The 26,737-nt window shown below is 66.4% G+C and carries 24 protein-coding genes; 12 read left to right on the forward strand and 12 right to left on the reverse strand.

Annotated elements, in window-relative coordinates:
* Positions 1–118: 118 nt before the first annotated feature.
* From EAX62_RS01250 to EAX62_RS01260, 3 genes are read right to left on the reverse strand one after another with little or no spacing between them, the layout of a single operon-like run.
* Entirely contained in the window at positions 119–883 is a 765-nt protein-coding gene (locus EAX62_RS01250; RefSeq protein WP_121899870.1) for an SGNH/GDSL hydrolase family protein, read from the reverse strand.
* Positions 880–1,641: a rhodanese-like domain-containing protein gene (locus tag EAX62_RS17425; protein WP_233557752.1), complete on the reverse strand. Its 762-nt coding sequence runs from the start codon at positions 1,639–1,641 to the stop codon at positions 880–882. The genes EAX62_RS01250 and EAX62_RS17425 overlap by 4 nt, the downstream gene beginning before the upstream one ends.
* A gap of 2 nt (positions 1,642–1,643) precedes the next feature.
* On the reverse strand, positions 1,644–3,428 hold the full coding sequence (locus EAX62_RS01260; protein ID WP_121899871.1) for an AMP-dependent synthetase/ligase: 1,785 nt from the start codon (positions 3,426–3,428) through the stop codon (positions 1,644–1,646).
* A gap of 91 nt (positions 3,429–3,519) precedes the next feature.
* Between EAX62_RS01260 and EAX62_RS01265 the strand changes: the two genes are divergently transcribed.
* Complete coding sequence (locus tag EAX62_RS01265; protein ID WP_121900929.1) at positions 3,520–4,005, forward strand: methylated-DNA--[protein]-cysteine S-methyltransferase; 486 nt, start codon at positions 3,520–3,522, stop codon at positions 4,003–4,005.
* A gap of 29 nt (positions 4,006–4,034) precedes the next feature.
* Here the strand turns inward: EAX62_RS01265 and EAX62_RS16615 are convergent, their stop codons facing one another.
* From EAX62_RS16615 to EAX62_RS16620, 3 genes are all read right to left on the reverse strand, one after another.
* Complete coding sequence (locus EAX62_RS16615) at positions 4,035–4,265, reverse strand: hypothetical protein (RefSeq protein WP_158600443.1); 231 nt, start codon at positions 4,263–4,265, stop codon at positions 4,035–4,037.
* A 44-nt stretch (positions 4,266–4,309) separates the two neighbouring features.
* Positions 4,310–4,543, reverse strand: coding sequence for a hypothetical protein (locus EAX62_RS01270; protein ID WP_147453965.1), 234 nt, complete (start codon positions 4,541–4,543; stop codon positions 4,310–4,312).
* Positions 4,544–4,648: 105 nt separating this feature from the next.
* Positions 4,649–4,807, reverse strand: coding sequence for a hypothetical protein (locus tag EAX62_RS16620; protein WP_158600445.1), 159 nt, complete (start codon positions 4,805–4,807; stop codon positions 4,649–4,651).
* A 136-nt stretch (positions 4,808–4,943) separates the two neighbouring features.
* On the opposite strand from EAX62_RS16620, the gene EAX62_RS01275 reads away from it, so the two are divergent.
* The 4 genes from EAX62_RS01275 to EAX62_RS01290 are packed head-to-tail and all read left to right on the forward strand — an operon-like array spanning position 4,944 to position 10,853.
* Positions 4,944–6,347, forward strand: coding sequence for a glycoside-pentoside-hexuronide (GPH):cation symporter (locus EAX62_RS01275; RefSeq protein ID WP_233557753.1), 1,404 nt, complete (start codon positions 4,944–4,946; stop codon positions 6,345–6,347).
* Complete coding sequence (locus EAX62_RS01280; RefSeq protein WP_121899874.1) at positions 6,347–8,287, forward strand: alpha-glucosidase; 1,941 nt, start codon at positions 6,347–6,349, stop codon at positions 8,285–8,287. The genes EAX62_RS01275 and EAX62_RS01280 overlap by 1 nt, the downstream gene beginning before the upstream one ends.
* 56 nt (positions 8,288–8,343) lie before the next feature.
* Positions 8,344–8,763: a MarR family winged helix-turn-helix transcriptional regulator gene (locus EAX62_RS01285; RefSeq protein WP_121899875.1), complete on the forward strand. Its 420-nt coding sequence runs from the start codon at positions 8,344–8,346 to the stop codon at positions 8,761–8,763.
* Positions 8,760–10,853: an MDR family MFS transporter gene (locus EAX62_RS01290; protein WP_121899876.1), complete on the forward strand. Its 2,094-nt coding sequence runs from the start codon at positions 8,760–8,762 to the stop codon at positions 10,851–10,853. The genes EAX62_RS01285 and EAX62_RS01290 overlap by 4 nt, the downstream gene beginning before the upstream one ends.
* Positions 10,854–10,999: 146 nt before the next feature.
* Here EAX62_RS01290 and EAX62_RS01295 read toward each other — a convergent pair whose 3' ends face one another.
* The 4 genes from EAX62_RS01295 to EAX62_RS01310 form a co-directional block, all read right to left on the reverse strand.
* The gene (locus EAX62_RS01295) at positions 11,000–11,806 is read right to left on the reverse strand and encodes an amino acid ABC transporter ATP-binding protein (RefSeq protein ID WP_121900930.1); all 807 of its coding nucleotides are present in this window, start codon (positions 11,804–11,806) and stop codon (positions 11,000–11,002) included.
* A gap of 7 nt (positions 11,807–11,813) precedes the next feature.
* Complete coding sequence (locus tag EAX62_RS01300; protein ID WP_456119767.1) at positions 11,814–12,467, reverse strand: amino acid ABC transporter permease; 654 nt, start codon at positions 12,465–12,467, stop codon at positions 11,814–11,816.
* Positions 12,467–13,252, reverse strand: a complete 786-nt coding sequence (locus tag EAX62_RS01305) for a transporter substrate-binding domain-containing protein (RefSeq protein WP_121899877.1) — start codon at positions 13,250–13,252, stop codon at positions 12,467–12,469. The genes EAX62_RS01300 and EAX62_RS01305 overlap by 1 nt, the downstream gene beginning before the upstream one ends.
* 169 nt (positions 13,253–13,421) lie before the next feature.
* On the reverse strand, positions 13,422–14,543 hold the full coding sequence (locus EAX62_RS01310) for a winged helix-turn-helix domain-containing protein (RefSeq protein WP_233557754.1): 1,122 nt from the start codon (positions 14,541–14,543) through the stop codon (positions 13,422–13,424).
* A 252-nt stretch (positions 14,544–14,795) separates the two neighbouring features.
* Between EAX62_RS01310 and EAX62_RS01315 the strand changes: the two genes are divergently transcribed.
* Positions 14,796–15,584, forward strand: coding sequence for a deoxyribonuclease IV (locus tag EAX62_RS01315; RefSeq protein ID WP_121899879.1), 789 nt, complete (start codon positions 14,796–14,798; stop codon positions 15,582–15,584).
* A 14-nt stretch (positions 15,585–15,598) separates the two neighbouring features.
* Positions 15,599–16,543 (forward strand): NAD(P)-dependent oxidoreductase, encoded by a 945-nt coding sequence (locus EAX62_RS01320; RefSeq protein WP_121900932.1) that lies wholly within the window; start codon positions 15,599–15,601, stop codon positions 16,541–16,543.
* A 66-nt stretch (positions 16,544–16,609) separates the two neighbouring features.
* On the opposite strand, the gene aspA is transcribed toward EAX62_RS01320, so the two are convergent.
* The gene (gene aspA / locus EAX62_RS01325; protein ID WP_121899880.1) at positions 16,610–18,037 is read right to left on the reverse strand and encodes an aspartate ammonia-lyase; all 1,428 of its coding nucleotides are present in this window, start codon (positions 18,035–18,037) and stop codon (positions 16,610–16,612) included.
* A 101-nt stretch (positions 18,038–18,138) separates the two neighbouring features.
* Between aspA and pta the strand changes: the two genes are divergently transcribed.
* Positions 18,139–20,199: a phosphate acetyltransferase gene (pta, locus tag EAX62_RS01330; RefSeq protein WP_121899881.1), complete on the forward strand. Its 2,061-nt coding sequence runs from the start codon at positions 18,139–18,141 to the stop codon at positions 20,197–20,199.
* A 21-nt stretch (positions 20,200–20,220) separates the two neighbouring features.
* The gene (locus EAX62_RS01335) at positions 20,221–21,417 is read left to right on the forward strand and encodes an acetate/propionate family kinase (RefSeq protein ID WP_233557755.1); all 1,197 of its coding nucleotides are present in this window, start codon (positions 20,221–20,223) and stop codon (positions 21,415–21,417) included.
* A 62-nt stretch (positions 21,418–21,479) separates the two neighbouring features.
* On the opposite strand, the gene ilvD is transcribed toward EAX62_RS01335, so the two are convergent.
* Positions 21,480–23,189, reverse strand: a complete 1,710-nt coding sequence (ilvD, locus tag EAX62_RS01340) for a dihydroxy-acid dehydratase (RefSeq protein WP_121899882.1) — start codon at positions 23,187–23,189, stop codon at positions 21,480–21,482.
* Between the two features lie 196 nt (positions 23,190–23,385).
* Here ilvD and EAX62_RS01345 point away from each other — a divergent pair, with 196 nt between their 5' ends.
* Genes EAX62_RS01345 through EAX62_RS01355 form a run of 3 tightly spaced genes read left to right on the forward strand, consistent with a single transcriptional unit; the run spans position 23,386 to position 26,702 of the window.
* Entirely contained in the window at positions 23,386–24,162 is a 777-nt protein-coding gene (locus EAX62_RS01345) for an SDR family NAD(P)-dependent oxidoreductase (protein WP_121899883.1), read from the forward strand.
* 3 nt (positions 24,163–24,165) lie between these two features.
* A complete protein-coding gene (locus tag EAX62_RS01350; protein WP_121899884.1) occupies positions 24,166–24,999 on the forward strand; it encodes a lysophospholipid acyltransferase family protein in 834 nt (277 codons plus the stop codon).
* Entirely contained in the window at positions 24,996–26,702 is a 1,707-nt protein-coding gene (locus tag EAX62_RS01355; RefSeq protein ID WP_121899885.1) for an FAD-binding oxidoreductase, read from the forward strand. Before EAX62_RS01350 ends, EAX62_RS01355 begins: the two co-directional genes overlap by 4 nt.
* Positions 26,703–26,737: the final 35 nt, after the last annotated feature.

Below are 26,737 nucleotides of genomic sequence, written 5' to 3' on the forward strand. Positions count from 1 at the left end.
CAGGAGTGCGTGGCCGGCTGAATGCCGACCGACGCCCGACTCTACCGGAGTGGGGCCCCTCGAGCGAAAGCGGACCCCGGGAAGCCCCGCTGTCGACGCGTCCGGCCGGGTTCTGCCCTCAAGGTGAAGCCGGGGCGTCCTCCGCCGGCGGGATCTGCGCCAGATCATCCAGGCGCCCCGATGCGACGATGGCATCCCAGAACGCCTGCGCCCAGCTGGCGTAGCCCTTGTCGTTGGGGTGGAACAGGTCCTGCGCCGTGTAGCGCAGGTAGGCCAGCCGACCCACGGCCCTGGACGCCTCGTGGATCGCCACCAGGTGGTGGCCGGAAAGTCGTACCAGGGCTGCGGCGGCCGCCGCCATGTTGCGCGACTGCTTGTCGAGGCCCGGGATCATGAACCACGGCACGTCCGCCACGAAACTTCCCCGCGGCAGCGCTTCCAGAATGACGCGCATGGAACGGGTGAACGTGTCGGTGTCGTGCCCCGGGAACACGACGTCGTTGGCCCCGATGTCCATGGTGATGATGTCGGGGGTGAACGGGAGGTCCGCCAGTTGGGGCAGTTGGTGGGCCACGACGTCGTCGCTGACTGCGCCCGAGACCGACAGGTTGGTGACGGCCACCTCACGGCCCGTCTGCTCAGCGAGGCGTGCCGCGATGATCGCCACGTACGACGCCCCCACGCGGGAGGCCCCCACGCCCTGGGCGGCGGAGTCGCCGAGCGCCACGTAGTGCAGCACCCCCTCGGGGAGCTGGCCGGGCCGGATACCCCAGTGCGTTGCGTAGTCGGTGACGTGCGTGTCGATGACCCGTCGCCCCACCAGATAGGAACCCACCGCGCCCACGAGGCCCGCCCCGGCAGCGGCCGGTACGACCCACTTCATCGGCGGCGGTACGGGCCGGGGATGGAGGGGTTGCCGTCGCGAATCCAGGCGAACAAGCCACCGGCCACGGATTCGGCCAGCAACCCCTTGCTGCGCAGTTCTGCGGCCGCCACCGACGACCGCAGTCCGTTGTCGCACATGACGATGATGGCTGCGTCACGCTCGGCGAGTGGGTCGTCGCCATGGATCGCCAGATCAGGATCATCGTGAAGGGCTTTCGGATCCACGGGCCGGGCGCCGGGGGCGTGGCCGTTCTCGTACTCGGCCTTGGTGCGGACGTCAATCAGCACGGCCCCCTTGCTGAGTGCCATCAATGTCTCGTCGACGCTCAGCCCCGGCATGCGCTTGCTGAGGAAATCCATCAGTCCCATAGCCGCAATCGTGCCCCGGGTTGGCGCGCCACGCAAAGGGCGGTCCCAGAGTAAGAGGATTCCCATCATCCCCAGACCCACGGCAAGGACAACTCCGCTGCCCGCGAGCCCTGCCAGGGTCCAGCCCAGCCACCTTTTACGGGCGAGTACCACCACCGCTACCGGAAGAGCCAACGCCGCAACGGCCAGCACCATCCACAGCACCCGCAGCCCGACGCCGGGGGCATCCGCCACCCCGACGTCGGTGCCGGACGGGTCGGAGGTGGCCAGCAGGGAGAACAGCGCCAACGGCACAGCCCCGGCCAGCACCATCATCAGCGAGACAAGCCCCACCGCCAGAGCGCCGGGCCACGAGGCCCACCAGATCCGACGGTTCCGAACGGCCATCCTCAGCGGTCGGAGCGGAGACGATCAAGGCGTGCGTACATGTCCTCGATCAACGCCTTGAACCGTTCCTCCACCTGACGCCGACGCACCTTCAGCGTGGGAGTCAGCATGCCGTTGTCCATGGTGAGCTCATCATCCATGACCGCCGTCTCACGGGGCCGTTCCTGACTGGGCAGCATGGCAGTCAGCTCGGCGACGCGACGCTTGACCTCGTCGAGGAGTTCGTTGCCGGCGAGCCAGTCGGCCACCTCTCCAGGCCACTGCTTCATCTTCCCCAGTTCCTCCACCTGCGGGAGGGCAGGCTTGACGAGGAGCGTGATGTAGGGGCGGTTGTCGCCCAGCAGTACGGCATGTTCGAAGAGCGGATCAGCGAGGATCATGCCCTCGATGGGCTGCGGCGCAACATTCTTGCCCCCCAGCGTGACGATGATGTCCTTCAACCGGTCGGTGATCACGAGGTAACCGTCGGTGTCCACGTAGCCGATGTCGCCCGTGTGCAGCCAGCCGTCCTGGATGGCCTCAGCCGTTGCCTCATCGTTGTGCCAGTACCCGGCCATGACGTTGGGGCCCTTGTACAGGATCTCCCCGAGCTCACCGACACGCAGTTCACCTCCGACGATGACCCTTCCCGCCGTGCCGAACTTGAACCCACCCGGCGAGTTGAAGCTCACCAGCGGGGACGCCTCCGTGAGGCCGTAGCCGGTGTAGATGGGCATGCCGATGGAGGAGAAGAACTCCTCGATCTCCTTGCGGAGCGGTGCCCCGCCGCATGCCAGCACCGTCTTGGTACCGCCCATCGCGGCGCGCACGTTGGAGTGGACGAGCTTGTCAGCCAATGGCAGCTGGGCGCGCCACCACAGGCTGGGGGTCCGTCCCTTGCGGAAGGAGTGCTGGTTGCGTGCACCCACCTGAAGCGCCCACGTGAAGATGTGACGCTTCACAGCTGACGACGACACCTTGGCGTGCGCCGTCGAGAACACCGTCTCGTACAGCTTAGGAACACTCACGAGCAGCGTGGGCCTGGCCAGCACCAACTGGTCGGCCACGGTGCGGGCGTTCTCCACGTAGGTGTTCATGCATCCCTTGAGCAGCACGACGGTGGTCCATGCACGCTCCAGGGTGTGGGAGAGCGGAAGGAAAGCCAACGAATGATCCTCGGGGCCGAATTCGAAAACCTTCTCGAGGGCCTCCTTCTGCCGCACCAGCGCCTTGTGCTCCAGCATGACGCCCTTAGGATCGCCGGTAGTGCCGGAGGTGTAGATGATGGAGGCGAGGTCAGAGCCCTCCGCCTCCCCCAGACGCGCTGCCAGCGCCGCGTCATCGGGCGTCGAGAGGAAATCGGCGAACGAGATCACGCCCTCGGGAAGGTCGTCGTAGGGCTTGACGATGACGATGGTCTCGAGGCAGGGCAGCTCCGACTTCACCGAGAGCACGCGCTCACACTCGCTGCGGTTACCGACGAACAGGATGCGCAGCTCGGAGTCCCCCACGATGTGGCGGATCTGCGTGGGTGTGGACGTGGCGTACAGCGGAACCAGCACCCCCCGCACCGTGGCCACGCCGAAGTCGATTTCCGACCATTCAGGACAGTTGTTCAGGAACAGACCAACGCGGTCGCCGGCCTCGATGCCGATGTCCAGCAGACCCTGCGCAACGGCGTCGATGCGCTTCCCGAACTCCGTGAACGTCTGGGTGCGCCAGGCATCATCGACGCGGATGCGCGTGGCAGTGTTGTGGGGATGCTCGGCGATGGTGGCTCGCATCCGCACGGCAATCTGTTCGATCATGGACTCCCCTGTCAATCATGTTCGGGTCAGCTTATCCACGTCAGCGTAACCACGGCCCCGGGGCCCCACAACCAGCAAGGAGGGGATGAAGATGAAGCATCGTTTCCACACCACGGAGGTCGGTGACTACGTCCTGGTCCTGGACGACGGCGCCCTCACGGGGCTCTACCGACTCGAGCAGAAGCACATGCCCGCCGCCAGCGACCTGGGGGAACGTGACGACGCGGCCGGCGCTGAGGTGGTGACCCAGCTCGATGAGTACTTCGCGGGCGAGCGTCGCGACTTCCACCTCCGGCTGGCGCCCCGGGGTACGACTTTCCAGATCATGGTGTGGGATGCCCTGCGGGAGATCCCGTACGCGCAGACCATGAGCTACGGGGAGCTGGCGGCGTCGCTCGGCCGCCCGACGGCGAGCCGGGCAGTCGGTGGTGCCACCGGTCGCAACCCGCTCAGCATCATCGTGCCGTGTCACCGTTTGGTGGGGTACTCCGGACAGTTGATCGGCTACGCCGGGGGCGCCACCACGAAACAGCTCCTGCTGGATCATGAACGGCGCATTGCCGCTGCAGACCAGTAGGAGCTGTCCGTCCTTCGACCAACCACACGTCAGACCAGTTCAGGCCCCGGGTTGTCCGAACCCTCGCCCGGAACCTCTTCCGGCTCATCGGCGGTGTGGCCGCCCGGGTTCTGTGAACCCCTGTGCGGGCGTTCCTCCGGCACGTCGCCGGGGTGACCGCCCGGGTTCAGCGTCCCCATCGCTGGAACCTCCTCGGGTACTTCCGGCGAGTGTCCGCCGGGATTTTCCGACCCGTGTCGGGGATGTGGTTTTTGACTCATGGCAAATCCTTCCTCAGTTGGGATGAGTTCCTGGGTGAGATGACTCAGGCGAGTTCCGGACCCGGGTTCTGGGACCCCTCCTCGGGGACCTTCTCCTCAATTCCGTCGAGGTTCGGGCCGGGGTTCTCGGATCCGTCCGCCGGGACCTCCTTGACCACGTCCCCCAGGTTGGGCCCAGGGTTACCCGAACCCTCTTCGGGTACCTCTTCGACCACCTGTTCCCCGTAGCCCCCAGGGTTGTCGGACCCCTCGTCCGGGAGGTCCTGCACTTCGGTCATCTTGACTCCTTCGTCATTGCCGACGGCGTGCGCGTCGGCGCGCATCTACCGCCATTATCACCCCATGCGATGGGTGCCTGCCGCGATCGGACGCCACCTGTTGCCTCAGCGCTGAGCGGGTTCATCGGGGTCGACGCCCTCTGCCGGGTCCTGTGCATGGGGCGTGCCCGCAGTGGTGTCGTCGCCGGGGTTCTCCGCCCCTTCTGCTGGCGCCTCGGTGGTGACGCGGTCAACATCCTCGGATGGTTGATTCTGTTCGCTCATGGCAACTCCTTCGTGGTGCTTGTCAGCCCGCTTCCGTGACCTCACGGACCTCCATTGTGTCGGGCATCGGGTCTCCTGAGGGGATGAATGGCGAACTGCTGCTGCTGTAACCAGCAGGCGTGCAACACTGACGCCCATGAGTGGACTCGGGGGGGATCCGACGTCGTCGGACGGGTCCGTGGCGCCTGATCGGTGGCGCAACAGGCTGAGCTTCGGATTGGGAACCATCGGCCGGGACATGTCGGCCGCGTTGGTCAGCCTCTACCTTGTGTACTACCTCACCGAGGTGGTCAACATCTCCCAGGCCACACTGGTGGGCGTGACCGTCATCATCGTGGTCATGCGTATCTTCGACGCACTGAACGACCCGGTGATGGGTGTCGTCGTCGACAACACCCGCTCCCGGTGGGGGAAGTTCAAGCCATGGATCGCCGTCGGCGCCGTGCTGTGGGCGGTCTCCACCCTCATCCTGTTCGTCGACACAGGACTGCGGGGAACCGGGTTCCTCCTGGTGTTCGCCGTGGCCTACCTGATGTGGGGCATCAGCTACACCATCAACGACATCTCCTTCTACGGCATGCTCCCGTCCCTGTCACGGAACCTGAAGGAGCGCGAAGCCATTGGGGTGGTGGCACGCATCGCCGCCAACGTCGGCCTTTTCAGTGTCGTGGTGGGTGTCATCCCCATCACGAACCAGCTCACGGCCCTGCTGGGTAGTGAGGAGAAGGCCTGGTTCGTCTTCGCCGTGATCCTCGTGTCCCTGATGCTGGCGTTCCAGTCCCTCACACTCATCTTCACGCGACAGCGGGTTGCGACCCCCACTGCCCGCACCCCTCTGCGTGAACTGTTCGCCGTCATCACCCGCAACGACCAACTGCTCGTGGTGACAGCCGCCATGCTGCTGTTCATGGCCGGGTACACCGCCACCACCAGCCTGGGCATCTACTACTTCAAGTATGTGTACGGCGACGAGGGGATGTACCCCATCTTCGCCCTCATCCTCGGGGTGGCGCAGCTCACCGGCCTGGCCATCTTCCCGCTCGTCTCTGCCCGGCTGACGCGTCGCCAGATCCACGGGGTGGCCTCCGCGATGTGCGCCGCGGGGCTGGCCGTCTTCGCTCTCGCCGGCTCATCGATGGCGCTCATCGCCGTGGCCGGTGTGTTGCTGTTCATGGGGCAGGCGTTCATCCAGCTCCTGATGCTGCTGTTCATCGCAGATTGTGTCGAGTACGGGGAGTGGAAGCTGGGCCGTCGCAACGAGTCCATCACGTTCGCCCTGCAGCCGTTCATCTACAAGGCCTCGAACGCGCTCGGCACCGGCCTTGTTGGTATCGCCCTCGTGGTCTCCGGCATCAGTCGGGCGCAGTCCGCGGCCGACCTCACGGCCTCGGGCGTGGTGTCGTTCAAAGTGGTGATGATGGTGGTGCCCATGGTGCTGGTGATCATCAGCTGGGTGGTGTTGCGACGCTGGTACACACTGGATGAGAAGCGCTATGCCGGCATCGTCTCGGACCTGCGCACGAGGGAAGGTTTGTCGTGATGCAGCGAGAGCACCGTTCGTCGAGACGTGGCCTGGACCGCCACTCAACCGTGGGGGACGTCTATGCCCACCCGTTGGGGCGCGACGTGATCGGCAGAATCCTGCTCCAGATGGGCCGCTCCCGACTCTGGGTGGACAACCCCGTCATCCGCCCACTGCCACTTGGTCTCATCGAACGCGTCGGAGGGCGTCTGATGGGGCCCGGCTTCATGGACACCCTGCTGGAACTCCTCAACGACGTCTCCGACTCCCCGGCCCGCACCACCGGCCCCGTTGTCCCCCACTGGTGGAAGGAGGCAGTGTTCTACCAGGTCTACCCACGGTCCTTCGCCGACTCCAATGGCGACGGCGTCGGTGACCTGCGGGGTGTCATCAACCACCTCGACCACCTCACCGAGCTGGGTGTCGACTGCCTGTGGCTGTCCCCGATCTTCGCGTCACCCAATGAGGACAACGGCTACGACATCTCCGACTATCGCGCCGTCATGACCGAGATGGGCACCCAGGAGGACATCGACGAACTGATCGCCGCCTGCCACGAGCGGGGGATGCGGATCATCCTCGACCTGGTGGTGAACCACACCTCCGACCAGCACGCGTGGTTCAGAGCGGCACGCAAGGACCCGGACGGACCGTACGGCAGCTACTACATGCTTCGCCGTGGGGAGCCGGAGTTGCTCCCCAACAACTGGGGCTCGTACTTCTACGGCCCTGCCTGGCGATGGCTCGACGACGCGAAACGCTGGGCGCTGCACCTGTTCGCCCCTGGTCAGGTAGACCTCAACTGGGACAACCCGGCAGTGCGACGCGAAGTGGCCGACATCGTGCAGTGGTGGCTCGCTCGCGGCATCGATGGTTTCCGACTCGACGTCATCAACTTCATTTCCAAGCGGCCGGGTCTGCCCGACGGCAACGAGCTCGTCGGTCGGCTCATGCAGTATCCCGGGGTGGAGCACTACTTCCACGGCCCCAACCTCCACCGGTACCTGGCCGAGCTGCGTCGGGAGGGGTTTACCCGCCCGGGCGACACCACGGAGGGGCCGGGCTGCGATCCCGTGGCCGTCATGATCGGCGAGACCCCCGGCATCGGCGTTGAGACCGGCCGACTCCTCACAGGTGAGGATCGCCAGGAGCTGGATCTCCTCTTTGGCTTCGACCTGCTGGACAATCCGGGCAAAACGCGGTGGGACGACTACCGCTACGACCTCAACGAGCTCAAGGCCCAGATGGTGTCCCGTGAATCCCGCCTCGGTTCCGGGGACTGGGTGAGCCTGTTCTGGGAGAACCACGACAACCCGCGCATGATCTCGAAAGTGGACGCCGATCCGCGCCACCGCACCGCTCTGGGCAAGGCTCTGGCGGCGATCCAGCTGCTCTCGCGGGGCACCTCGTTCATCTACCAGGGCCAGGAGATCGCGGCCGTCAACCAGGCTTTCCCGGACGCCGCGTCCTTCCGCGACATCGAGACCCTGAACCGTCTGGCGTTGCAGCAGGACCCTGAGAGCATCGATGGGGTGATGGCCGGGTCGCGTGACCATGCGCGCACTCCCATGCGATGGGACGATTCCGCGTCCCACGGGTTCACCACGGGCACACCGTGGATCGGATTCCATGAGCAGTCCACCGGGTACACCGTGGCGGAACAGCGGCAGGACCCAAACTCCGTGCTGAACTTCTACCGCCGCCTCATCGAACTGCGCCGGCAACACCGGGCACTCAGGCTGGGCGATGTCCACTACGTCGACGCCCACCGTCGCGACTACTTCGCCTGGCGGCGCGAGCTCGACGGCGACTCCTGGCTCATCGAAGTCAACCTCTCGGGGCGCCATCTGCACCGCCCACACCGCGACGAACTCGTGCGCACGGTCCTGGCAACCGGCAGCGGCGACCCGGCACGACTCGACCCCTACGAGGTGCGGCTCCACCACCTGCTCGGCTGAGCGATAGCGACAGCTGTTGATTTCAGCTCCTTCGGCCAAAAGTATATGCTTGCATCATGCAACTAACCGATGAGATGGCGAGGCTGTTCGCAAACCTGGGGCGGGCACTGGCGAAACGTCCCCATCAGGGCATGGATCACCAGGACTTCTCGACGCTGGTGACCCTCTCCTCCGGCGCCTGCTCAGAGGGCGCGCGTCTCAGCGACCTCGCCGCCATGCGCGGTTTCGACGTTTCCACCATGAGCCGCCGCGTCGCGCACCTGTGCGACAGCGGGCTCCTCGAGCGCCACCCCGACCCACAGGACGGACGCGCACACCTGCTGTCCCTCAACGACGCAGGGCGCCATGCCCTCTCCGCCGAACGCGCCCGACGCGTACACCTCATCACCGAATCGCTGGGCGAGTGGACCCCCGAGGACAAGAGCGAGCTCGCCCGCCTACTCAGCCGATTGAACGACAGCCTGGAGAACGCATGACCAAGACCCCCACAGCGCCCACAACCGCGTACAAACTCTCACCGCAGGACCGGCAGGTCTTCATAGGCCTCATGATCGGCATGCTCGTGGCCTCCGTGAGCCAGACGATCGTCGGCCCTGCCATGCCGCGCATCGTCGCCGACCTCGGCGGCATCGACCACTACTCCTGGGTGGCCACGGCCGCCATGCTGACCTCCGCCGTCAGCGTCCCCATCATGGGCAAACTGTCCGACCTGTACGGGCGCCGCCTGTTCTACATCGGCGGCCTAGCCGTCTTCATGCTCGGCTCGATCGTCAGCGGGTTCAGTGTCTCCTTCGAGATGCTCGTCGCCGGCCGCGCCATCCAGGGCCTCGGCATGGGCACGATCATGCCGCTGTCGCAGACAATCATTGGCGACATCATCCCGCCGCGGCAGCGCGGCAAGTACCAGGGCTTCATGGGCGCCATCTTCGGCGTCACCTCCGTGGCGGGCCCGCTGGCCGGTGGCCTCATCACCGACAACCTGGGATGGCGCTGGAACTTCTTCTCCACCATCCCGCTCGGCATCGTGGCGCTCTTCTTCGTGGTCCGCTTCCTGAAGTTGCCGCACGTGCAACGCAAAGCCAAGGTGGACGTGTGGGGCATCCTGACGCTCGCACCGTCGCTCGTCATGATTCTTCTGGCCACCTCGTGGGGTGGCACCACCTACGCGTGGAACTCCGCCGTCATCATCTCCCTGTTCGTCCTGGGCGGGCTGGGCGTCGTGGCATTCGTGTTCGTCGAGATGAAGGCCGAGGAGCCCCTCCTGCCGCTGCGCCTGTTCCGCAACTCCGTGTTCACGGCCGCCAACATTGCAGCCTTCTCGGTGTCCATGGTCATGTTCGGCGCCACCATCTACATTCCCGTCTACGCGCAGGGCGTGCTCGGCGTCAGCGCCACCGACTCCGGCCTGATCCTGCTGCCGCTCATGATCGGCTTCATCCTCGTTGGCATCGGCGCAGGCCTGCTCATCACGCGCACCGGCCGCTACAAGGAGATCATGCTGCTCGGCGTGCTCACCATGTTCGCCGGGGTATGGCTCATGAGCCGACTGGACGCTGAATCCACCCAGACCCAGCTGAGCATCGCCATGGTGGTGCTGGGCATCGGCCTCGGCGCCTCCATGCAGCAATACACCCTCGTGGTGCAAAACGCCGTGGCCCGCCGCGATCTCGGAATCGCGACGGCCTCCACGCAGTTCTTCCGCAACGTGGGCGCCACCGTCGGCATTGCCGTCTTCGGCTCCCTCATGACTGGCGGACTGGCCAAGGCCATCACCTCCCACCTTCCTCCGGGAGTGGCGGAGCAGATGGGCGACCGGGTCAACAACGTCGGCGTCGGCGACGTCCTCGACCCCTCCGCCACGGCGGGACTCCCCCCGGCAGTCGCCGACGCGATCCGTCACGGCCTGGCTGACAGGCTGCACATCGTCTTCCTCGCGATCCTGCCCATCCTGGTGATCTCGTTCTTCGCCACCCTGGCCATCAAGGCCATGCCCCTGCGCGACACCATCTCGACACCGGATGAGGCACGCCGCGAATTCCTCGACACCATGTCCCAGAGCAGCGGTCGCAGCGAAGTGGTCCCGAGCCTGAACCACTACGACGACGAGGGTGCCCGCACCCGCGAACGTGTACTGGCCCTGCAGATGCACCTCATGGTTCGCGAATCCAAGCGCCCCGAGCGGGAGCTGCTGCGCCGCGCCATCACCGAGATCGGCGAGGGGAAGCTCGAGAACGGCCAGGCCGTCCTGGAACGGACAGCCACCATGCTGTCCTCCGAGGACCCCGCAGACGTCGCGGAGGCGGAGAAGTACGCCGCCACGCTCGCCAAACTGGCCTCCCGCAAGGGCGGCATCCTCAGCAACGGCATCCGCCAGGACATCGCCGTGAGGGTGGCTGAGGGCCGGGACCGCACCGATGTGCTGTCCGGCTACGAGGACGCCGTCACCGACAACTACGAGGCAGTCGACGTCACGCAGCTGCGTGCAGCAGCCAACGACCTGTCCACGGTGCTGTTGCTCGACCTCGACGTGCACGCCGGTCGACGCCCGGAGCCCGCAACCAGGTAGCCGACCCGCTTGCGACAAACGGCCCTGCCGATCCACGGATCGTCAGGGCCGTTTCCATGAAAGGACCACCCACACCTCACCAACTCTTCGACACACCGCCACTTCGTCCCCCACGGGCGGCACTCAGGGAACAGACGACGAGCAGCTCAGTGGTCGGAGAGCTCCGAGAGGAAGTGTTGGGCCCGCTCGGTCACCGGATGGTCCAGCACCTGGTCAGGTGGGCCCTGCTCGGCGATGCCGTGGTCGGCAATGAGGACCACCCTGTCCGCCACGCGACGCGCGAAACGCATCTCGTGCGTGACGCACATCATGGTCATGCCCTCCTCGGCCAGGTCCTTCATGACTGCCAGTACTTCACCCACGAGTTCCGGGTCCAGGGCCGACGTGGGCTCGTCGAAGAGCATGACCGCCGGGTCCATGGCCAGTGCTCGGGCGATGGCCACACGCTGCTGCTGGCCCCCCGACAGGCTGCCGGGGTAGGCGTCGGCCTTGTGGGACAAACCCACCCTCTCCAGCAGGCTGTGCGCCTTCTGGATGGCCTCGTCCTTGCCGCGTCCCAGCACATCGCGCTGCGCCACGGCAATGTTCTCCGTCACGCTCATGTGCGGGAACAGGTTGAAGGACTGGAACACCATGCCGATCCGGGAGCGGATGCGGTTGAGGTGTTTCTGGTCATAGCTGAGCGTCTGCCCAGCCACGACGATCTCGCCGGAGGTGATCTCCTCCAGCCCGTTGACGCAGCGCAGGAGGGTGGACTTGCCGGCGCCCGAGGGTCCGATGAGCACCACCACCTCGCTGACACCCACCTCGAGGTCCACGTCGGAGAAGACGACGGTCTCCCCGAACTTCTTGGTCACCCCGCGCAGCTGCACGATGGACTCGCCCTTGTCGGCATCGCCTGCAAGGAAGCGGTCCTGTGCGCTCTGGTCGGGGTTGTTCTCTGAATCAGGCATGGTCACCTCACGACTTGTGCCGGCCCAGGCGCTTCTCCATGCGGTTCACCACGGCGGTCAGCACGAGCACGATCGCCAGGTAGTACACGGAGACGATCGCGTAGGTGGACAGGGGTTTGTAGGTCGCCGCAGCCGTGTTCTGGGCGGTGCGGAACAACTCGGTGAGCCCGATGAAGGCCACCAGCGACGAGTCCTTCACGGCAATGATGAACTGGCTTCCCAGAACCGGGAGGATGGCACGAAACGCGAGCGGGGCCTGGACCCGTCGCAGCGTCCGCTCACGGGACATCCCGAGCGACCGGGCAGCCTCCACGAGGCCCTTGGGAACCGACTGGAATCCTGACCGGATGATCTCGGCGATGTAGGCCGAGTTGTGCACACCCAGCGCGATGGCTCCAGCCCAGAACTTGTCCAGCACCACGATGCTGGAGAGCCCGAAGTACAGCAGGAACAGTTGCGCGATGAGTGGGGTGCCACGGATGAGACCGATGAACCCGGCCGCCAGCCACTTCAGCGGCGCGATCCGGCTCATGGCCATGGCCGCCACACCCGCCCCGAGGATGCCCGCGAAGACGAGCGCGACCGCCGTCAGCGAAAGGGTGACCCACGTCGCCTTGAGGAAGATCGGCGCGTACTCCGCGAACATCTCGAAGAAGTTCACTAGGAAATGTCCTCGCCGAACCACTTGTTGCTGATGTCGGCGTAGGTGCCGTTGTCCTTGATGCTTTTCAGCGCCGCGTCGATGTCAGCCTTCAGGGGATTGCCCTTGGCGACGGCGACGGCGGGCGACTCGGTGTACAACGGCTCACCACACGCCCGGATGTCGCGCTTGGCGTCCTGGATCTGGAACAGCCCCACGAGCAGGCCCGTGATGGTGCCGTCGAGACGGCCGGCCTCGGTGTCCTCGAGTGCGGTGATGTCGGACTCGAAGCTCACCACCTCGCCCTTGAAGCCCTCGTCCTTCAGGTACTGGTCGTAGGTGGTGCCGTTGGCGACGCCCACCTTCGTCGCGGAGCCAATGTCGAACGCCTCGCAGTCCGAATCCTTCTTGACGAAGTACTGCGCGCCGTCGGTGTAGTAGGACTCGGTGAAGTCCACCACTTCCTTGCGCTTGTCGGTGGGCGTCATCGACGCGATGAGCGCGTCATAGCGGTTGGACTGCAGGCCCTGGATCAGGGAAGCGAACGACGCCGTCTCGGGCTTGAGGGTGAGCCCCATCTCGTCGGCAATCGCGGCTGCGATGTCGTAGTCGAACCCGGTGAGGGTGTTGTTCTCGAAGTGGCTGAACGGCTTGAATTCGCCACTCATGGCGACAACGAGTTCGCCCTTCGTGATGAGCTTGGCCTCGTCGCCGTCGCCGCCGCCGGAGCCGGAGCAGGCGGTCAGCGCCACGGCGCAGGCAAGGGCCGCTGCTGCCGCGCGTGCATGCTGTCGGAAAGTCTTCATGGGTGTCGCTCCTCGAGTATCGGCGCAGGCCTGTCCCGCGCCGGAAATCCACCACCACGCAGGTCGTGTACATGTGCGTCGAGGCAGCAAAAAATGTCCTCAGGCGCAGCGGATGACTTTTCGACCATACGTAGGTGCCGGTGCAATGGAGAACTCCAGTGAGCTTCCGTTACCAATCCGTTACCTCTCCTTTATGGATCCCGGGCACGCAACAGGCTGCAAGTTCCCTTGCCAGATCCCCTTTGGAAGCAACCACCACGTCGTCGAGGTGCAGCCAGTCGGCCATGGAAAACAATTCTTGGGCGAGCTCCTCGGCGGTGCCCATGGGTGCACCGGGCTCCTGCCATGCCGACTGGACCAGGAGACGCCCGGAAGCCCTGTCGGCCTTGAGGTCGACGCGGCCAACAAGGTCGCCGTCGAGTAGGAACGGGAGGACGTAGTAGCCGTGCACCCTCTGTTCGGCTGGGGTGTAGATACCGATCCTGTAGTGGAAGCCGAACAGCCACAGCGCCCGGTCGCGCTCCCACACCAGCGGGTCGAAGGGACTGAGCAGCGCCCGCGCGCGCACCCGTCGGGGGACGGCCGCCTCGACGTGCAGGTAGGCCGGTGTCCCGTCCACCGACACGGGGACCAGGGCGCCCTCCTCGACGAGTTCGTCGACGGCCCTGCGCGTCGGCGCAGCCTTGAGTCGCCAGTAGTCGGCGAGGCACTTCACAGTCCCGATCCCGTGGGCCCTGGCGGCAATCTCGACGAGCCGACGGTGAGCCTCCTCCACCGACGGGGTCGGTGCGCCGAGCACGTCGGCTGGCAGGACCCGCTCGGGGAGGTCGAAAACACGCTCGAACTGGGACGTCCGTGCCGCCGTGGCGATCTGACCGGTGAAGAAGAGGAACTCACACACCGTCTTCACCACGTTCCAGTTCCACCCCCAGTGCGCGCGCAGCGAGGCAGGATCGTGACCGAGTTCGACGGTGAGCCGGCTGGGCGTGATGGGGCCCAGATCGCCGATGGCGGCCAGCACCTCATGCACCAGACCGGCATGCTGCGTCTCCGCACGCCGGATGGAACCCCATGCCTCCTCTGCATACGCCTGCATCCGCCAGCGGAACAATGGGTGCAGCGCCACGGGGATGAAGGCTGCCTGGTGCGCCCAGTACTCGGTGATGCGGCGCGGCGCAGTGTGCGCGGCCCTGGCCAGCAGCGTCTGGTCGTAGGGGCCAAGGCGGGAGAACAGCGGCAGGAACTGGCTGCGCGCCAGCACGTTCACGGAGTCGATCTGCAGGGTGCCCATCCGCCTTATGGTGGCGTCGACCTGCCTCATGGTGACGCTCACCGGGCGCGGGCGGGCCAGACCCTGCGCGGCGACGGCGATCCTCCGGGCCTGGGGCAGCGTCACATTCCGCCGTGGTTCATGCGGTGTCCGGGGCATGCGTCATTGTCGCAGCCGCCACCGTTCACCAGCTGCGGCGGGGAGGTCGTCGTGGAGCACAGCCGCCCACGCCTGAGAGGCATCGCGCCGGGCCGCAACGCTAGGCTCGTGACCATGAACAGCCTGCACATCGGAGCCCACGTCGACCAGATCGATCCCATCGCCGAGGCAGCGGCACGCGGCGCCGACATCGTGCAGTTCTTCCTGGGTGAGCCGCAGAGCTGGAAGAAGCCCGCCACCCGGTACGAGGGGGGCGCTGCCGCCCTGCGCGCCGCTGCGGAGGAAGCCGGCATCGGCCTCTACATTCATGCCCCCTACATCATCAACGTGGCATCCCCGAACAACCGGATCCGGATTCCCTCCCGCAAACTGCTGCAGCAGACCGTCACCGAGGCCGCTGCCGTCGGTGCCCGTGGCGTCATCGTGCACGGGGGGCACGTCACGGCCGACGACGACCCGGCCGTCGGCTACGACAACTGGCGCAAGGCCGTCGACGGTCTGAACCTCGAGGTGCCGATCCTCATCGAGAACACCGCCGGCGGCAACAACGCCATGGCCCGGCACCTGGAGGCCATCCGGGGCGTGTGGGAGGCCATCTCCACCTCCGACAACCTCGACTCGGTGGGTTTCTGCGTCGACACCTGCCACGCCCATGCCGGCGGACTGGACCTGGCGACCCTGGTGGACGACATCCTCGGTATCACGGGGCGCATCGACCTGGTGCACTGCAACGACTCCCGCGACATCGCCGGTTCCGGAGCCGACAGGCACACGGGACTCGGCAACGGAGAGATCAACCGGGACGACATCGCCGCCGTGGTGCGTGGAGCCAACGCCCCCGTCATTCTGGAGACCCCGGGCGACGGGCATGTGTCCGAGATTGCATGGCTGCGCGGCCTGTGATGTTGGATGGGTCCATGAAGGTTCTGCTGCCCGACACCATCGATCTTGATCCGCGCCTCCCCGACGGGGTGGTGGGGGTCCGCTATGACCACCGCTCCCCCATCCCGGACGAGCACACTGACGCCGAGGTGCTGGTGGACTGGGGCCGTGGCAGCAGGAGCCTCGCGGACGACGCTGCCCGGCTGCCACGCCTGAAGCTGGTGCAGGCCCTGTCTGCAGGCGCCGACGCCGCGCTGGCGGCCCCCTTCGACAAGTCGGTGGCCATTTGCTCCGGCGTCGGGCTGCACGACGGTCCCGTCACCGAGCATGCCCTGGCCCTGATCCTGGCCCTGCTGCGGAGGCTCCCCGCATGCTTCGAAGCGCAGAAGCGCCACGAGTGGGCAGGGGAACTGGGTGGCATGCAGACGCAACTCACCCCGGATCACATCACCTCGCTGCTGGGCGCTGACGTCCTCATCTGGGGCTTCGGCTCCATCGGGCAGACCCTCGCCCCTCTGCTGACCGCACTGGGCGCCCATGTCCGCGGCGTGGCACGCTCCGCCGGCACCCGCGCCGGCTTCGACGTGGTTACCGAGGCGGAACTGGAGAAGGAACTCCCCCGCACCGATCTGCTCGTCATGATCCTTCCCGGCACACCCGACACCGTGAACGCCCTGAACGCCGAAAGGTTGGCGCTGATGTCACAGCGGGCGCTGGTGGTCAACGTGGGCCGTGGCTCCACCGTCGACGAGGACGCGCTCTGCTCAGCGCTCACCTCAGGCGGCATCGCCGGTGCAGCCCTGGACGTGACCGCCAAGGAGCCACTTCCAGCCGACTCCGCACTGTGGGACACGCCCCACCTCATCGTGACGCCACACGCTGCCGGTGGACGCCCCGTGGGTGCTGCCGAGCTGATCGTCGCCAACGTCGAGGCGCTCCGCGCGGGCGGGGAGTTGCGCAACCACGAGACGCGCGCCTGACAGAGACCCCCGTCAGGGGTTCGGGAACATTCACGGGGTCAGTGGCGCCGCGCATGCACCCGCACCTCAGGCGCGGGTCGGGTCGCCGTCGAGCACCGGCGAGTGAGGCAGCAGGTTCTCCACGGCCAGGACCTTCTCCAGCGTCTCCTCGTCGAGTAGTCCCCGCTCCAGCACGATGTCACGGACGCTCCGGCCGGTGGCGGCGGCCTCTCGGCCCACCTCGTCGCCGGCGGTGTGGCCGATCCAGTTGTTGAGGAACGTCACCACGGAGATGGAGTTCTGCACGTAGGACAGGCACACGTCGGCGTTGGCGGTGATGCCGTCGACGCACTTGGTGCGCAGGCTGTCAGCGGCGTTGTGCAGCAGGGAGATCGACTCGAAAAGCGCCTGCGCGATCACGGGCTCCATGGCGTTGAGTTGCAGCTGCCCGGCCTCGGCGCCCAGGCCGACGCAGACATCGTTGCCCAGCACCTTGAAGCACACCTGGTTGACCACCTCCGGGATGACGGGGTTGACCTTGGCCGGCATGATCGATGAACCAGCCTGCAGTGCCGGCAGGTTGATCTCGTTGAACCCGGCGCGCGGACCGGAGGACAGGAGTCGCAGGTCGTTGCTGATCTTCGACAGCTTCACGGCCAGCCGCTTGCATGCGGCGTGCGCCATCACGTAGTCGCCGCAGTCGCTCGTGGCCTCAATGAGGTTGGTCGCCAGGACGCATGGCCTGCCCGTGATCTCGTTGAGATGCAGGACGGCCAGCTCCGCGTACCCGTGCGGGGCGTTGATACCGGTGCCGATGGCGGTGGCTCCCAGATTCACCTCGAGCAGGACGTCGCGGGTGTAGTCGATGTGCCGCAGTTCCTCGTCGACCATCTCCCCGAAGGCGGTGAACTCCTGGCCGAGCGTCATGGGCACCGCGTCCTGCAGTTGCGTCCTTCCCATCTTCACCACGTCCTGGAACTCGGCCCCCTTTGCCCGCAATGACCTGGCGAGCTCCTCCACCGCGCCGGACAGCCGCCCCAGCACCGCATCCAGCGCCACCCTGAGCCCTGTGGGGAAGGCGTCGTTGGTGGACTGGCTGCGGTTGACGTCGTCGTTGGGGTGGATGACGTGGTAGTCGCCCCTGGCATGCCCCAGCCGTTCCAGCGCCAGGTTGGCGATCACCTCGTTGGTGTTCATGTTCACCGACGTGCCCGCCCCGCCCTGCAGGACATCGATGGGGAACTGGTCCATGCAGCGGCCCTCATCCAGGATCTGGTCGCAGGCCCACAGGATGGCGTCCGTTTTGGTGGAGTCCAGGACACCCAGCTCCCGGTTGGCGAGGGCCGCGGCCTTCTTGACCTGCACCATGCCCCGGATCAGCTGGGGCAGATCATTGATCGTGGAGTCGCTGATGGCGAAGTTCTGGATGGCGCGCACGGTGTGGATGCCGTAATAGGCGGCCACCGGGACCTCCCGGGTCCCGAGAAAGTCGGTCTCAACTCGTGTGCGTGTCAACGCTGACTCCTTGCGAACGTGGATCCTGGCCCCAACGTACGCGAGACACCGTCCCCGCGGGCGGCCCCCACCGCAGAATGTGGGGGCGCTAGGGTGGGGGCGTGACTCGCAGCGTATTCATTGCCTCATCGGAGCGGCAGGTAAGCAAGAGTGTGATCGCGCTGGGCGTGGTCGAACTCTTCAACCGCCAGGTTCGGACCGTCGGCGTCTTCCGTCCCCTCGTGGAGTCCACGGACTCCGATGCCGTGGCGCTCGCACTGCTGGATTTGAACTCTGTGAAGAGGCAGACGTTCGACGAGGCCGTCGGTGTCACGCACGCCGAGTTCGCGGAGGACCCCGACGCCTCCATCGACAAGATCGTGGCCAAGTACACCGAGCTGGCAGCCCGGTGCGACGCCGTCGTGGTGGTGGGCTCCGACTACTCCGGCTTCTACTCCAGCACCGAGCTGGACCACAACGCCGTCATCGCCGCCAACCTGAACGCGCCCGTCTTCTACGTCTGTGGGGCCACGGACCGGACCCCGGAGCAGGTGCGCGGCATCGTCGAGGAGACCATCGAGTCCTTCGAGGAGCGACACAACACCGTGGTGGGGGTGGCCATCACCCGCACCAACCCGGACGACATGGAGGCCATGCGCGAGGCGGTCGCCCACATCCGTGACGCCGCCTTCGTCCTGCCCCACGACCCCGTGCTCGGCGCGCCGTCGGTGCGCATGCAACTGGAGGCAGTCAACGCGACGCACTGGCTCGGGAACGCGGACTTCCTGGACAAGGAAGCCGTCCACACCATCGTGGCCGCCATGACGCTGCCCAACCTTTTGTCCCGTCTGAAGCCGGAATGCTCCGTCATCATGGCCTCGGACCGCCTGGACCTGCTGCCCGGCCTGCTGATGGCGCACCACTCGTCGGTGTTCGGCCCGCTGGCCTCCATCATCCTCACCGGTGGCTTCGAGGTCCCCGAGTCCATCGCCACGCTCCTTCGCGGTGTCGAGGTGGACCTCCCCATCGCTTTCACCCAGGAGGACACGTTCGCGACCGCCTCCAGGCTGCAGCGCGTCAATGGTGTCTCCACCTCCACGTCGCGCAAAACCGACGTTGCCCGGGCCCTGTTCGGCGCCCACGTGGACGAGAACCGGCTGCTGGCGGCCATCGACCTGCCCCGCTCCGAGATCCGCACGCCCACCATGTTCGAGCACCAACTCATGCAACTGGCCCGCTCCCACCGGAAGCGCATCGTGCTGCCCGAGGGCTCCGACGATCGTGTCCTGACGGCCGCCTCCATCGTGCTGCAGCGCCAGGTGGCCGACATCGTGATCCTTGGCGACCCCGCCGTCATCAGTCGCCGCGCCTCCGAGCTGGGCCTGAACCTGCACGACGCCAGGCTCGTGAACGTCCGCGACCCGAAGATGCTCGACGAGTTCGCGGCCGAGTACGCGCGACTCCGCGCCCACAAGGGCATCTCCCTCGAACAGGCCCGCGCACAGTTCGACGACCCCTCCTACGTGGGCACCATGATGGTCCATCTGGGACTGGCCGACGGCATGGTCTCAGGTGCCATCAACACCACCGCCAACACCATCCGCCCCTCGCTGGAGTTCATCAAGACGAGGCCAGGCGTCGGTGTGGTCTCCGGCTCGTTCCTGATGGCCATGAGCAACCGCGTTGTCGTGTACGCCGACTGCGCCGTGAACCCGGACCCGACCCCGGAGCAGCTCGCCGACATCGCGATCTCCTCGGCCGAGACGGCGCTGGCGTTCGACATCGAACCCCGCATCGCCATGCTCAGCTACTCCACCGGCACGTCCGGCAGCGGGGCGGACGTGGACAAGGTGCGCGAGGCCACCCGCATCGTGAAGGAACGGGCGCCCGAACTCAAGGTGGAGGGACCCATCCAGTTCGACGCAGCCGTCGACGCCACGGTGGCGGCCAAGAAGATGCCCGGCTCGCAGGTGGCGGGGCAGGCCTCCGTGTTCATCTTCCCGGACCTCAACACCGGCAACAACACCTACAAGGCGGTGCAGCGCACCTCCGGAGCAGTCGCCGTCGGACCGATCCTGCAGGGCCTGAAGAAGCCGGTGAACGACCTGTCCCGCGGTGCGCTGGTGGATGACATCGTCTCCACCATCACCATCACCGCCATCCAGGCGCAGAAGAACGACTGACGCTCCACCAAACCTGAGGAAGTGCATTCCACCGTGTCCCAGCCGATCCTGCTGCTCAACTGCGGCTCGTCGTCCATCAAGTACCAGCTCCTCCAGACCGACACGCAGCAGCCCACGGCGATGGGGATCGTGCAGCGTGTGGGTCAGGGGTCCAGCACGCTGGACCATGAGACCGGCGGCCAGAAGTTCCATCTGGACCAGGACTTCGCGAACCACACCGAGGCGATGGCGGCGGTCGTGGCGATGTTCCACGAGCACGGACCCGCACTGGACGAAGTCATCGCAGTCGGCCACCGCACCGTCCACGGCGGCGACACCTTCCAGGAGTCGGTGCTCATCGACGATGCAGTCATCGCCACCCTCATCGAGCTGTCCGACCTGGCACCCCTGCACAACCCTCCGGCCATCGCGGGGATCGAGGCGGCGATGCTGGTGCTGCCGAACGTGCCGCATGTTGCCATCTTCGACACAGCCTTCTTCTCCACGCTCCCGCCGGAGGCGTACACGTACGCCATCGACCGCGAGGTCACCGCCCGCTACGGCATCCGCAAGTACGGGTTCCACGGTACGTCCCACCAGTACGTCTCACAGAAGGTGGCCGAGTTCCTTGACCGGCCGCTGAGTGAACTGAAGACCATCGTGTGCCATCTCGGCAACGGCGCCTCCATCTCTGCCGTCGACGGCGGCGTGGCCGTCGAGACCTCCATGGGTCTGACCCCCCTGGCGGGCCTCGTGATGGGCACCCGTTCAGGCGACGTCGATCCCGGCCTGCACAAGTTCCTTGGCAGCAAGGGCATGTCCCTCGACGACATCGACACCTCCCTCAACAAGCAGTCCGGCATGCTCGGCCTGTGTGGATTCACCGACATGCGTGACGTGGCCACCGAGATCGCGGCTGGCAACGCCGACGCGAAGCTCGCCCGCGACGTGTACGTCCACCGACTGGTCAGCTACATCGGCGCCTACATCGCCATCCTCGGCGGGGTGGATGCCGTCTGCTTCACGGCCGGCGTCGGCGAGAACGCCGCCCACATCCGCGGACCCGTCATCGAACGCCTCAAGGGCATGGGATTCGAGCTCGACGTCGCCGCCAACGAGCAGCGATCCACCGAGGCACGCGAAATCTCGACGCCTGACTCGAAGGTCCACGTCCTGGTGATTCCCACCAACGAGGAACTCGCCATGGCCCGCGAGACCATGGCGGTCATCGGCCGGTAGTCCTCACCGCGTCCGTCGCGTTCCCACGACGCTGGCGGTGAGCACTTCCAGGCCTCCTCACATCACTCGAGGATCGCCCCACCCGAGGCCGACTGGACGAGCTTGATGTACTTGCCCAGTACTCCGCGGGTGAACGTGGGCGGCAGCGGCGCCCACCCCACGGCCCGGCGGGCCAACTCCTCCTCATCCACCAGGACGTCGAGGGTGCCGGCGGACACGTCAAGGCGGATCCTGTCACCGTCCTCCACGAACGCGATGGGGCCGGCGTCGACTGCCTCCGGTGCGACGTGTCCCACGCACAATCCGGTGGTGCCACCGGAGAAGCGCCCGTCCGTGAGCAGCAGGACGTCCTTTCCCAGCCCCGCACCCTTGATGGCGCCGGTGATGGCCAGCATCTCCCGCATGCCCGGCCCACCCTTGGGGCCCTCGTAGCGGATGACGACGACGTCGCCGTGGGTGATCGTGCCGTCCTCCAGGGCGTCCATCGCGGCCCGTTCCCTGTCGAAGACCCGTGCGGTGCCCTCGAAGACGTCCGTCTCGAAGCCCGCGGTCTTCACCACGGCACCGTCGGGGGCCAGGGAGCCGTGGAGGATGGTGATGCCACCGGTGGCGGCGATGGGGTCGGCGACGCTGCGCAGCACCTTGCCATCCGGTGCGGGCGGGTCGAGGATCTCCAGATTCTCCGCCACGGTCCTGCCGGTCACGGTCAGGCAGTCCCCGTTGATCAACCCGGCGCTCAGCAACTCCTTCATCACCACCTGGATGCCACCCACGCGGTCCACGTCGTTCATGACGTAGCGGCCGTAGGGCTTGAGGTTGGCCAAATGCGGCACCTTGGCGCCGATGCGTGCGAAGTCCGCGAGCGTCAGGTCGACGTCCGCCTCGTGGGCGATGGCCAGCAGATGGAGTACGGCGTTCGTGGAGCCACCGAACGCCTGCACCACCGCGATCGCGTTCTCAAACGCCTCCTTGGTCATGATGTCGCGGGCGGTGATGCCCAGACGGAGCATCCCCACCACGGCCTCCCCAGCCCGGCGCGCCATTTCGTCACGACGGCGGTCCGCCGACGGCGGCGACGCCGAACCGGGGATGGACATGCCGATGGCCTCGGCGACGCTGGCCATGGTGTTGGCCGTGAAGTATCCACCGCAGGCCCCCTCACCGGGACAGATGGCCCGTTCGATGCGGCCGACGTCGTCCCTGCTCATCAGCCCCCGCGCGCAGGCGCCCACCGCCTCGAATGCGTCGATGATGGTGACGTCCTTCTCCTGGCCATCAGACAGCTTCACGCGGCCCGGCATGATGGTGCCGGCGTAGATGAAGACGCTGGCCAGGTCCAGGCGTGCAGCCGCCATCAGCATGCCGGGCAGCGACTTGTCGCAGCCCGCCAGGAGGATCGAGCCGTCCAGTCGTTCGGCCATGATGACGGTCTCCACCGAGTCTGCGATCACATCACGGGAGACGAGCGAGAAGTGCATGCCCTCATGCCCCATGGAGATGCCGTCGGAGACCGAGATGGTGCCGAACTCCAGCGGGTACCCGCCTCCCGCATGCACGCCCTCCTTCGCGGCCTGCGCGAGCCGGTCCAGGGACAGGTTGCAGGGGGTGATCTCGTTCCAGGAACTGGCGACGCCGATCTGCGGCTTGGCGAAGTCCGCGTCACCCATCCCCACGGCCCGCAGCATGCCCCGGGAGGCGGTGGCCTCGAGGCCGTCTGTGACTGTTCGGCTGCGGGGCTTGATGTCGGGTGTTGTGCGAGCGTCATTGGTCATGAGGGCAGTCTAATTCTCACCGGTCACCGGGGTCCTCGTTCGCCCATCACCTGGAGGGCGTCCACTGCCCGTCGTCGCCGACGACTGTTCCAAGTGCACAAGTGGGGACTTCCCCTGTTGTGGGATTGCGACCAACGCCACACCGGCCACCCGTACCAGCTTCCACGGGTTCGGCCGGGGGGATACCGTAGGCACCATGGCCACAGCTTTGATCACCGGCGGCACCTCCGGCATCGGTTTGGCGTTCGCGCGCGAACTCGCCAGCCGGGGCACGGACCTGGTGCTCGTCGCACGTGACGCGCAGCGACTCGACGAGGTGGCACAGGAGTTGCGGACGGCGCACGGGATCACCGTGGAGACCCTGTCAGCCGATCTCTCGGACCGTGCCGACATGACCCGGGTGGCCAAGCGGGTGGAGTCGGACGACGCCCCCATCGACATGCTCATCAACAATGCCGGCTTCGGTCTGCACTCCACCGTGCTGAACCCCGATGACGTCGAGACGCACGCCAAGGCCCTCGACGTGATGTGCCTTGCACTGCTGGTGCTGGGCGGAGCTGCGGGCCGGGCCATGCGGGAGCGCGGCCGGGGGCAGATCATCAATGTTGCCTCCTCGTCGTCCGTCATCTTCACGGGCAACTACTCCGCCGTGAAGGCCTGGGCCCGGACATACTCCACGAGCCTTGCGCTGGAACTCAGGAACACCGGCGTCACCGTGACCGCGCTGCTGCCCGGATGGGTGCGCACCGAGTTCCATGAGCGGGCCGGTATCACGGCCCACTCCCTGCCTGACATCGTGTGGATCGACACTGACGTCCTCATCCGCGAGTGCCTCGCCGACGTCGACAAGGGCAAACTCGAGTCGATTCCGACATGGAAGTGGAAGGCTGCCATGCTCCTGGCCGACCACGGTCCCCGCGCATTCATCCGGTGGTTCTCCGTCAAGCTCACCAACAGCCGTAAGAAGCGCTGAGGCATTTCCACTGTGGCCAGAGAGAAGGACCTGAGCGGACGGTATTCGTCCAAGGTCAACGCGACGACACGACAAACGGCGCAGCTGATGCTGCTGAAGCCGTATGTCTGGCGACTGCTGCGCGTGCACGTGCACGGAGCCGCGAACCTTGACGCCCTGGATGGGGCGTTCGTGGCGTTCTCCAACCACTCGTCCCACCTCGACGCCCCGCTGATCTTCGGTGCTCTGCCGAACCGGCTGTCGCGCTATCTGGCCACCGGGGCGGCAGCGGACTTCTTCTACGACAAGTGGTGGAAGTCAGGCCCGATGGCCTTGTTCTTCAACAGCTTCCCCGTGGACCGCGGCAAGGACAGGAGCGAGCCGAAGACGTCGAAACGCAGCCAGAAGCGCGGCATGTCCGCCTCCCTGCTGGCCGACGGCGTCCCCCTCCTGATCTTCCCCGAGGGCACGCGCTCCCGCACCGGTGCCATGGCCCCGTTCAAGCCGGGTGTGGCGGCGCTCTGCATCTCCCGTGGCGTCCCGGCCGTGCCCATCGCCCTCGTCGGCGCCTACGCAGCATGGCCGTCGCACCAGAAGCACCTGCCGCGGGGCCGACCCGAGGTGCACGTGGTCATCGGCCGACCGATGCATCCTTTGCCCGGCGAGATTGCCCACGAGTTCAGCGAGCGGATGCGCCGTCAGGTGCTCGAGCTCCACGACTCGACGGCCCGCGCCTACGGCGCCAAGACCCTGGCCGAGTACGCCCGCGTGGTGGCCCTGGAGAAGTCCGTAAAAAATGAGATCACTGCGCTGGCCGACGACGCCAGGCAACGTGCGAACAAGCAGGAGGACCAATGATCGAAGGCGTGAAGCAGCAGAAGTGGTGGGGTTGGGGCGAGGAAGGCAAGGCCTACAGTCACCACGACAAGCCGAAGTTCGCGCCCTTCGTGAAGAGGATCGTCGGCGTCGACATCAACGTGTCCAAGACGTCGGTGCCGCCGTTCTCCTCCCTTGATGTGCCCGCCACGCAGCTCACCGATGAGCTCCGCACGAAACTGGAGGGCATCGTCGGCGCCACGTACGCGCAGACCGACGACGAAACCCGCGTGGTGCACGCCTTCGGCAAGGGTGTCCGCGACCTCGTCCGCGTGCGTCGCGGCGAACTCGGCCGGGTGCCGGACGTCGTGGTGTACCCCGGCGACGAGGACGAGGTCGTTGCCCTCGTCAACGCCGCGGTCGAGGACGACTTCGTACTGATTCCGTTCGGCGGCGGTTCCAACATCGTCGCTGCCACCGAGGCTGTTCCCGGTGAGCCCCGCAACGTGGTGGTCGCCAACCTCGGCCGCATGAAGAGCCTTCTGGAGATCGACGAGATCTCCGGCATGGCCCGCATCCAGGCCGGTGTCTTCGGCCCCGACATGGAGGACCAACTGCAGGCCCGGGGCTGGACCATGGGCCACCAGCCCGACTCCTTCGTCTGGTCGACTCTGGGCGGCTGGATCGCCACCCGCAGCTCCGGTATGCAGTCCGACAAGTACGGCGACATCTCCGACATCGTGCGCGGTCTGCGCATGGTCATGCCCGGGCAGGTGCTGACGCTCCGGCCTCTGCCGTCGACGTCGTCCGGCCCCAGCGTCCGGGAGATGGTGCTCGGTTCCGAGGGTCGTCTCGGTATCATCACCGAGGCCTGGGTGCAGGTACACCGCATCCCCGAGCAGCGCGAGCTGCAGGCATATTTCTTCGCCACCTACGCCGACGGGTTGAAGGCGTGCGAGCAGATCGCCGCCTCCGACGCCAACGTGATCCTGGCCCGCGTCTCCGATCCGCTGGAGACGCAGTACATCATGGCCAACGGCAAGGCCTCCGGTCGCGTCGGCAAACTCGCCAACAAGGCCATCCAGAAGCTCATGGAGCGCAAGGGATGGGACCTCGACGGGATCTGCATGTCCTTCGTCGGCTTCGAGGGCAGCGCCAACCACGTGAGGTACCACAAGGGGTTGGTCTCCAAGATCATCAAGGCCAACAACGGCATGGGCGTGGGCAAGGGTCCGGGCTCGCTGTACGACCAGAAGAAGTACGACACCCCCTACATCCGCGACTTCATGCTGGACCACGGCCTCGTGGCCGACGTGTCGGAGACCACCACCCCATGGGCCCACGCGCTGGAAATCCACACCAACACCGTCGCGGCTGCCCACAAGGCACTGGAGGAACGCGGTGTGCGGGGCGTGGTGTTCTGCCACCTGAGCCACTCCTACCACTCGGGGGCGTGCCAGTACTTCACGTTCGCGATTGCGGATGACTCCGAGGACAACCTCGTCTCCTACGACGCGGTGAAGCGCGCCATCCAGCAGTCGTTCATGGACAACCACGGCACCGTCTCCCACCACCACGGTGTGGGCGAGGAACACAGCCCATGGCTGGACCAGGACATCTCCCCCGCAGGCGTCCACATGCAGCGCACGCTGTTCGAGGGCATCGACCCGGGCAACAACCTGAACCCCGGCAAGATCATCCACGATGGCAAGCCGGGCATCAGCAGCAACTCCGCCGACGCCTGACCGAAAGGCAGGCCGCCGAAGGGCCAGGGTGGTTG

The organism is Tessaracoccus antarcticus, assembly GCF_003688855.1.
GTDB lineage: Bacteria > Actinomycetota > Actinomycetes > Propionibacteriales > Propionibacteriaceae > Arachnia > Arachnia antarctica.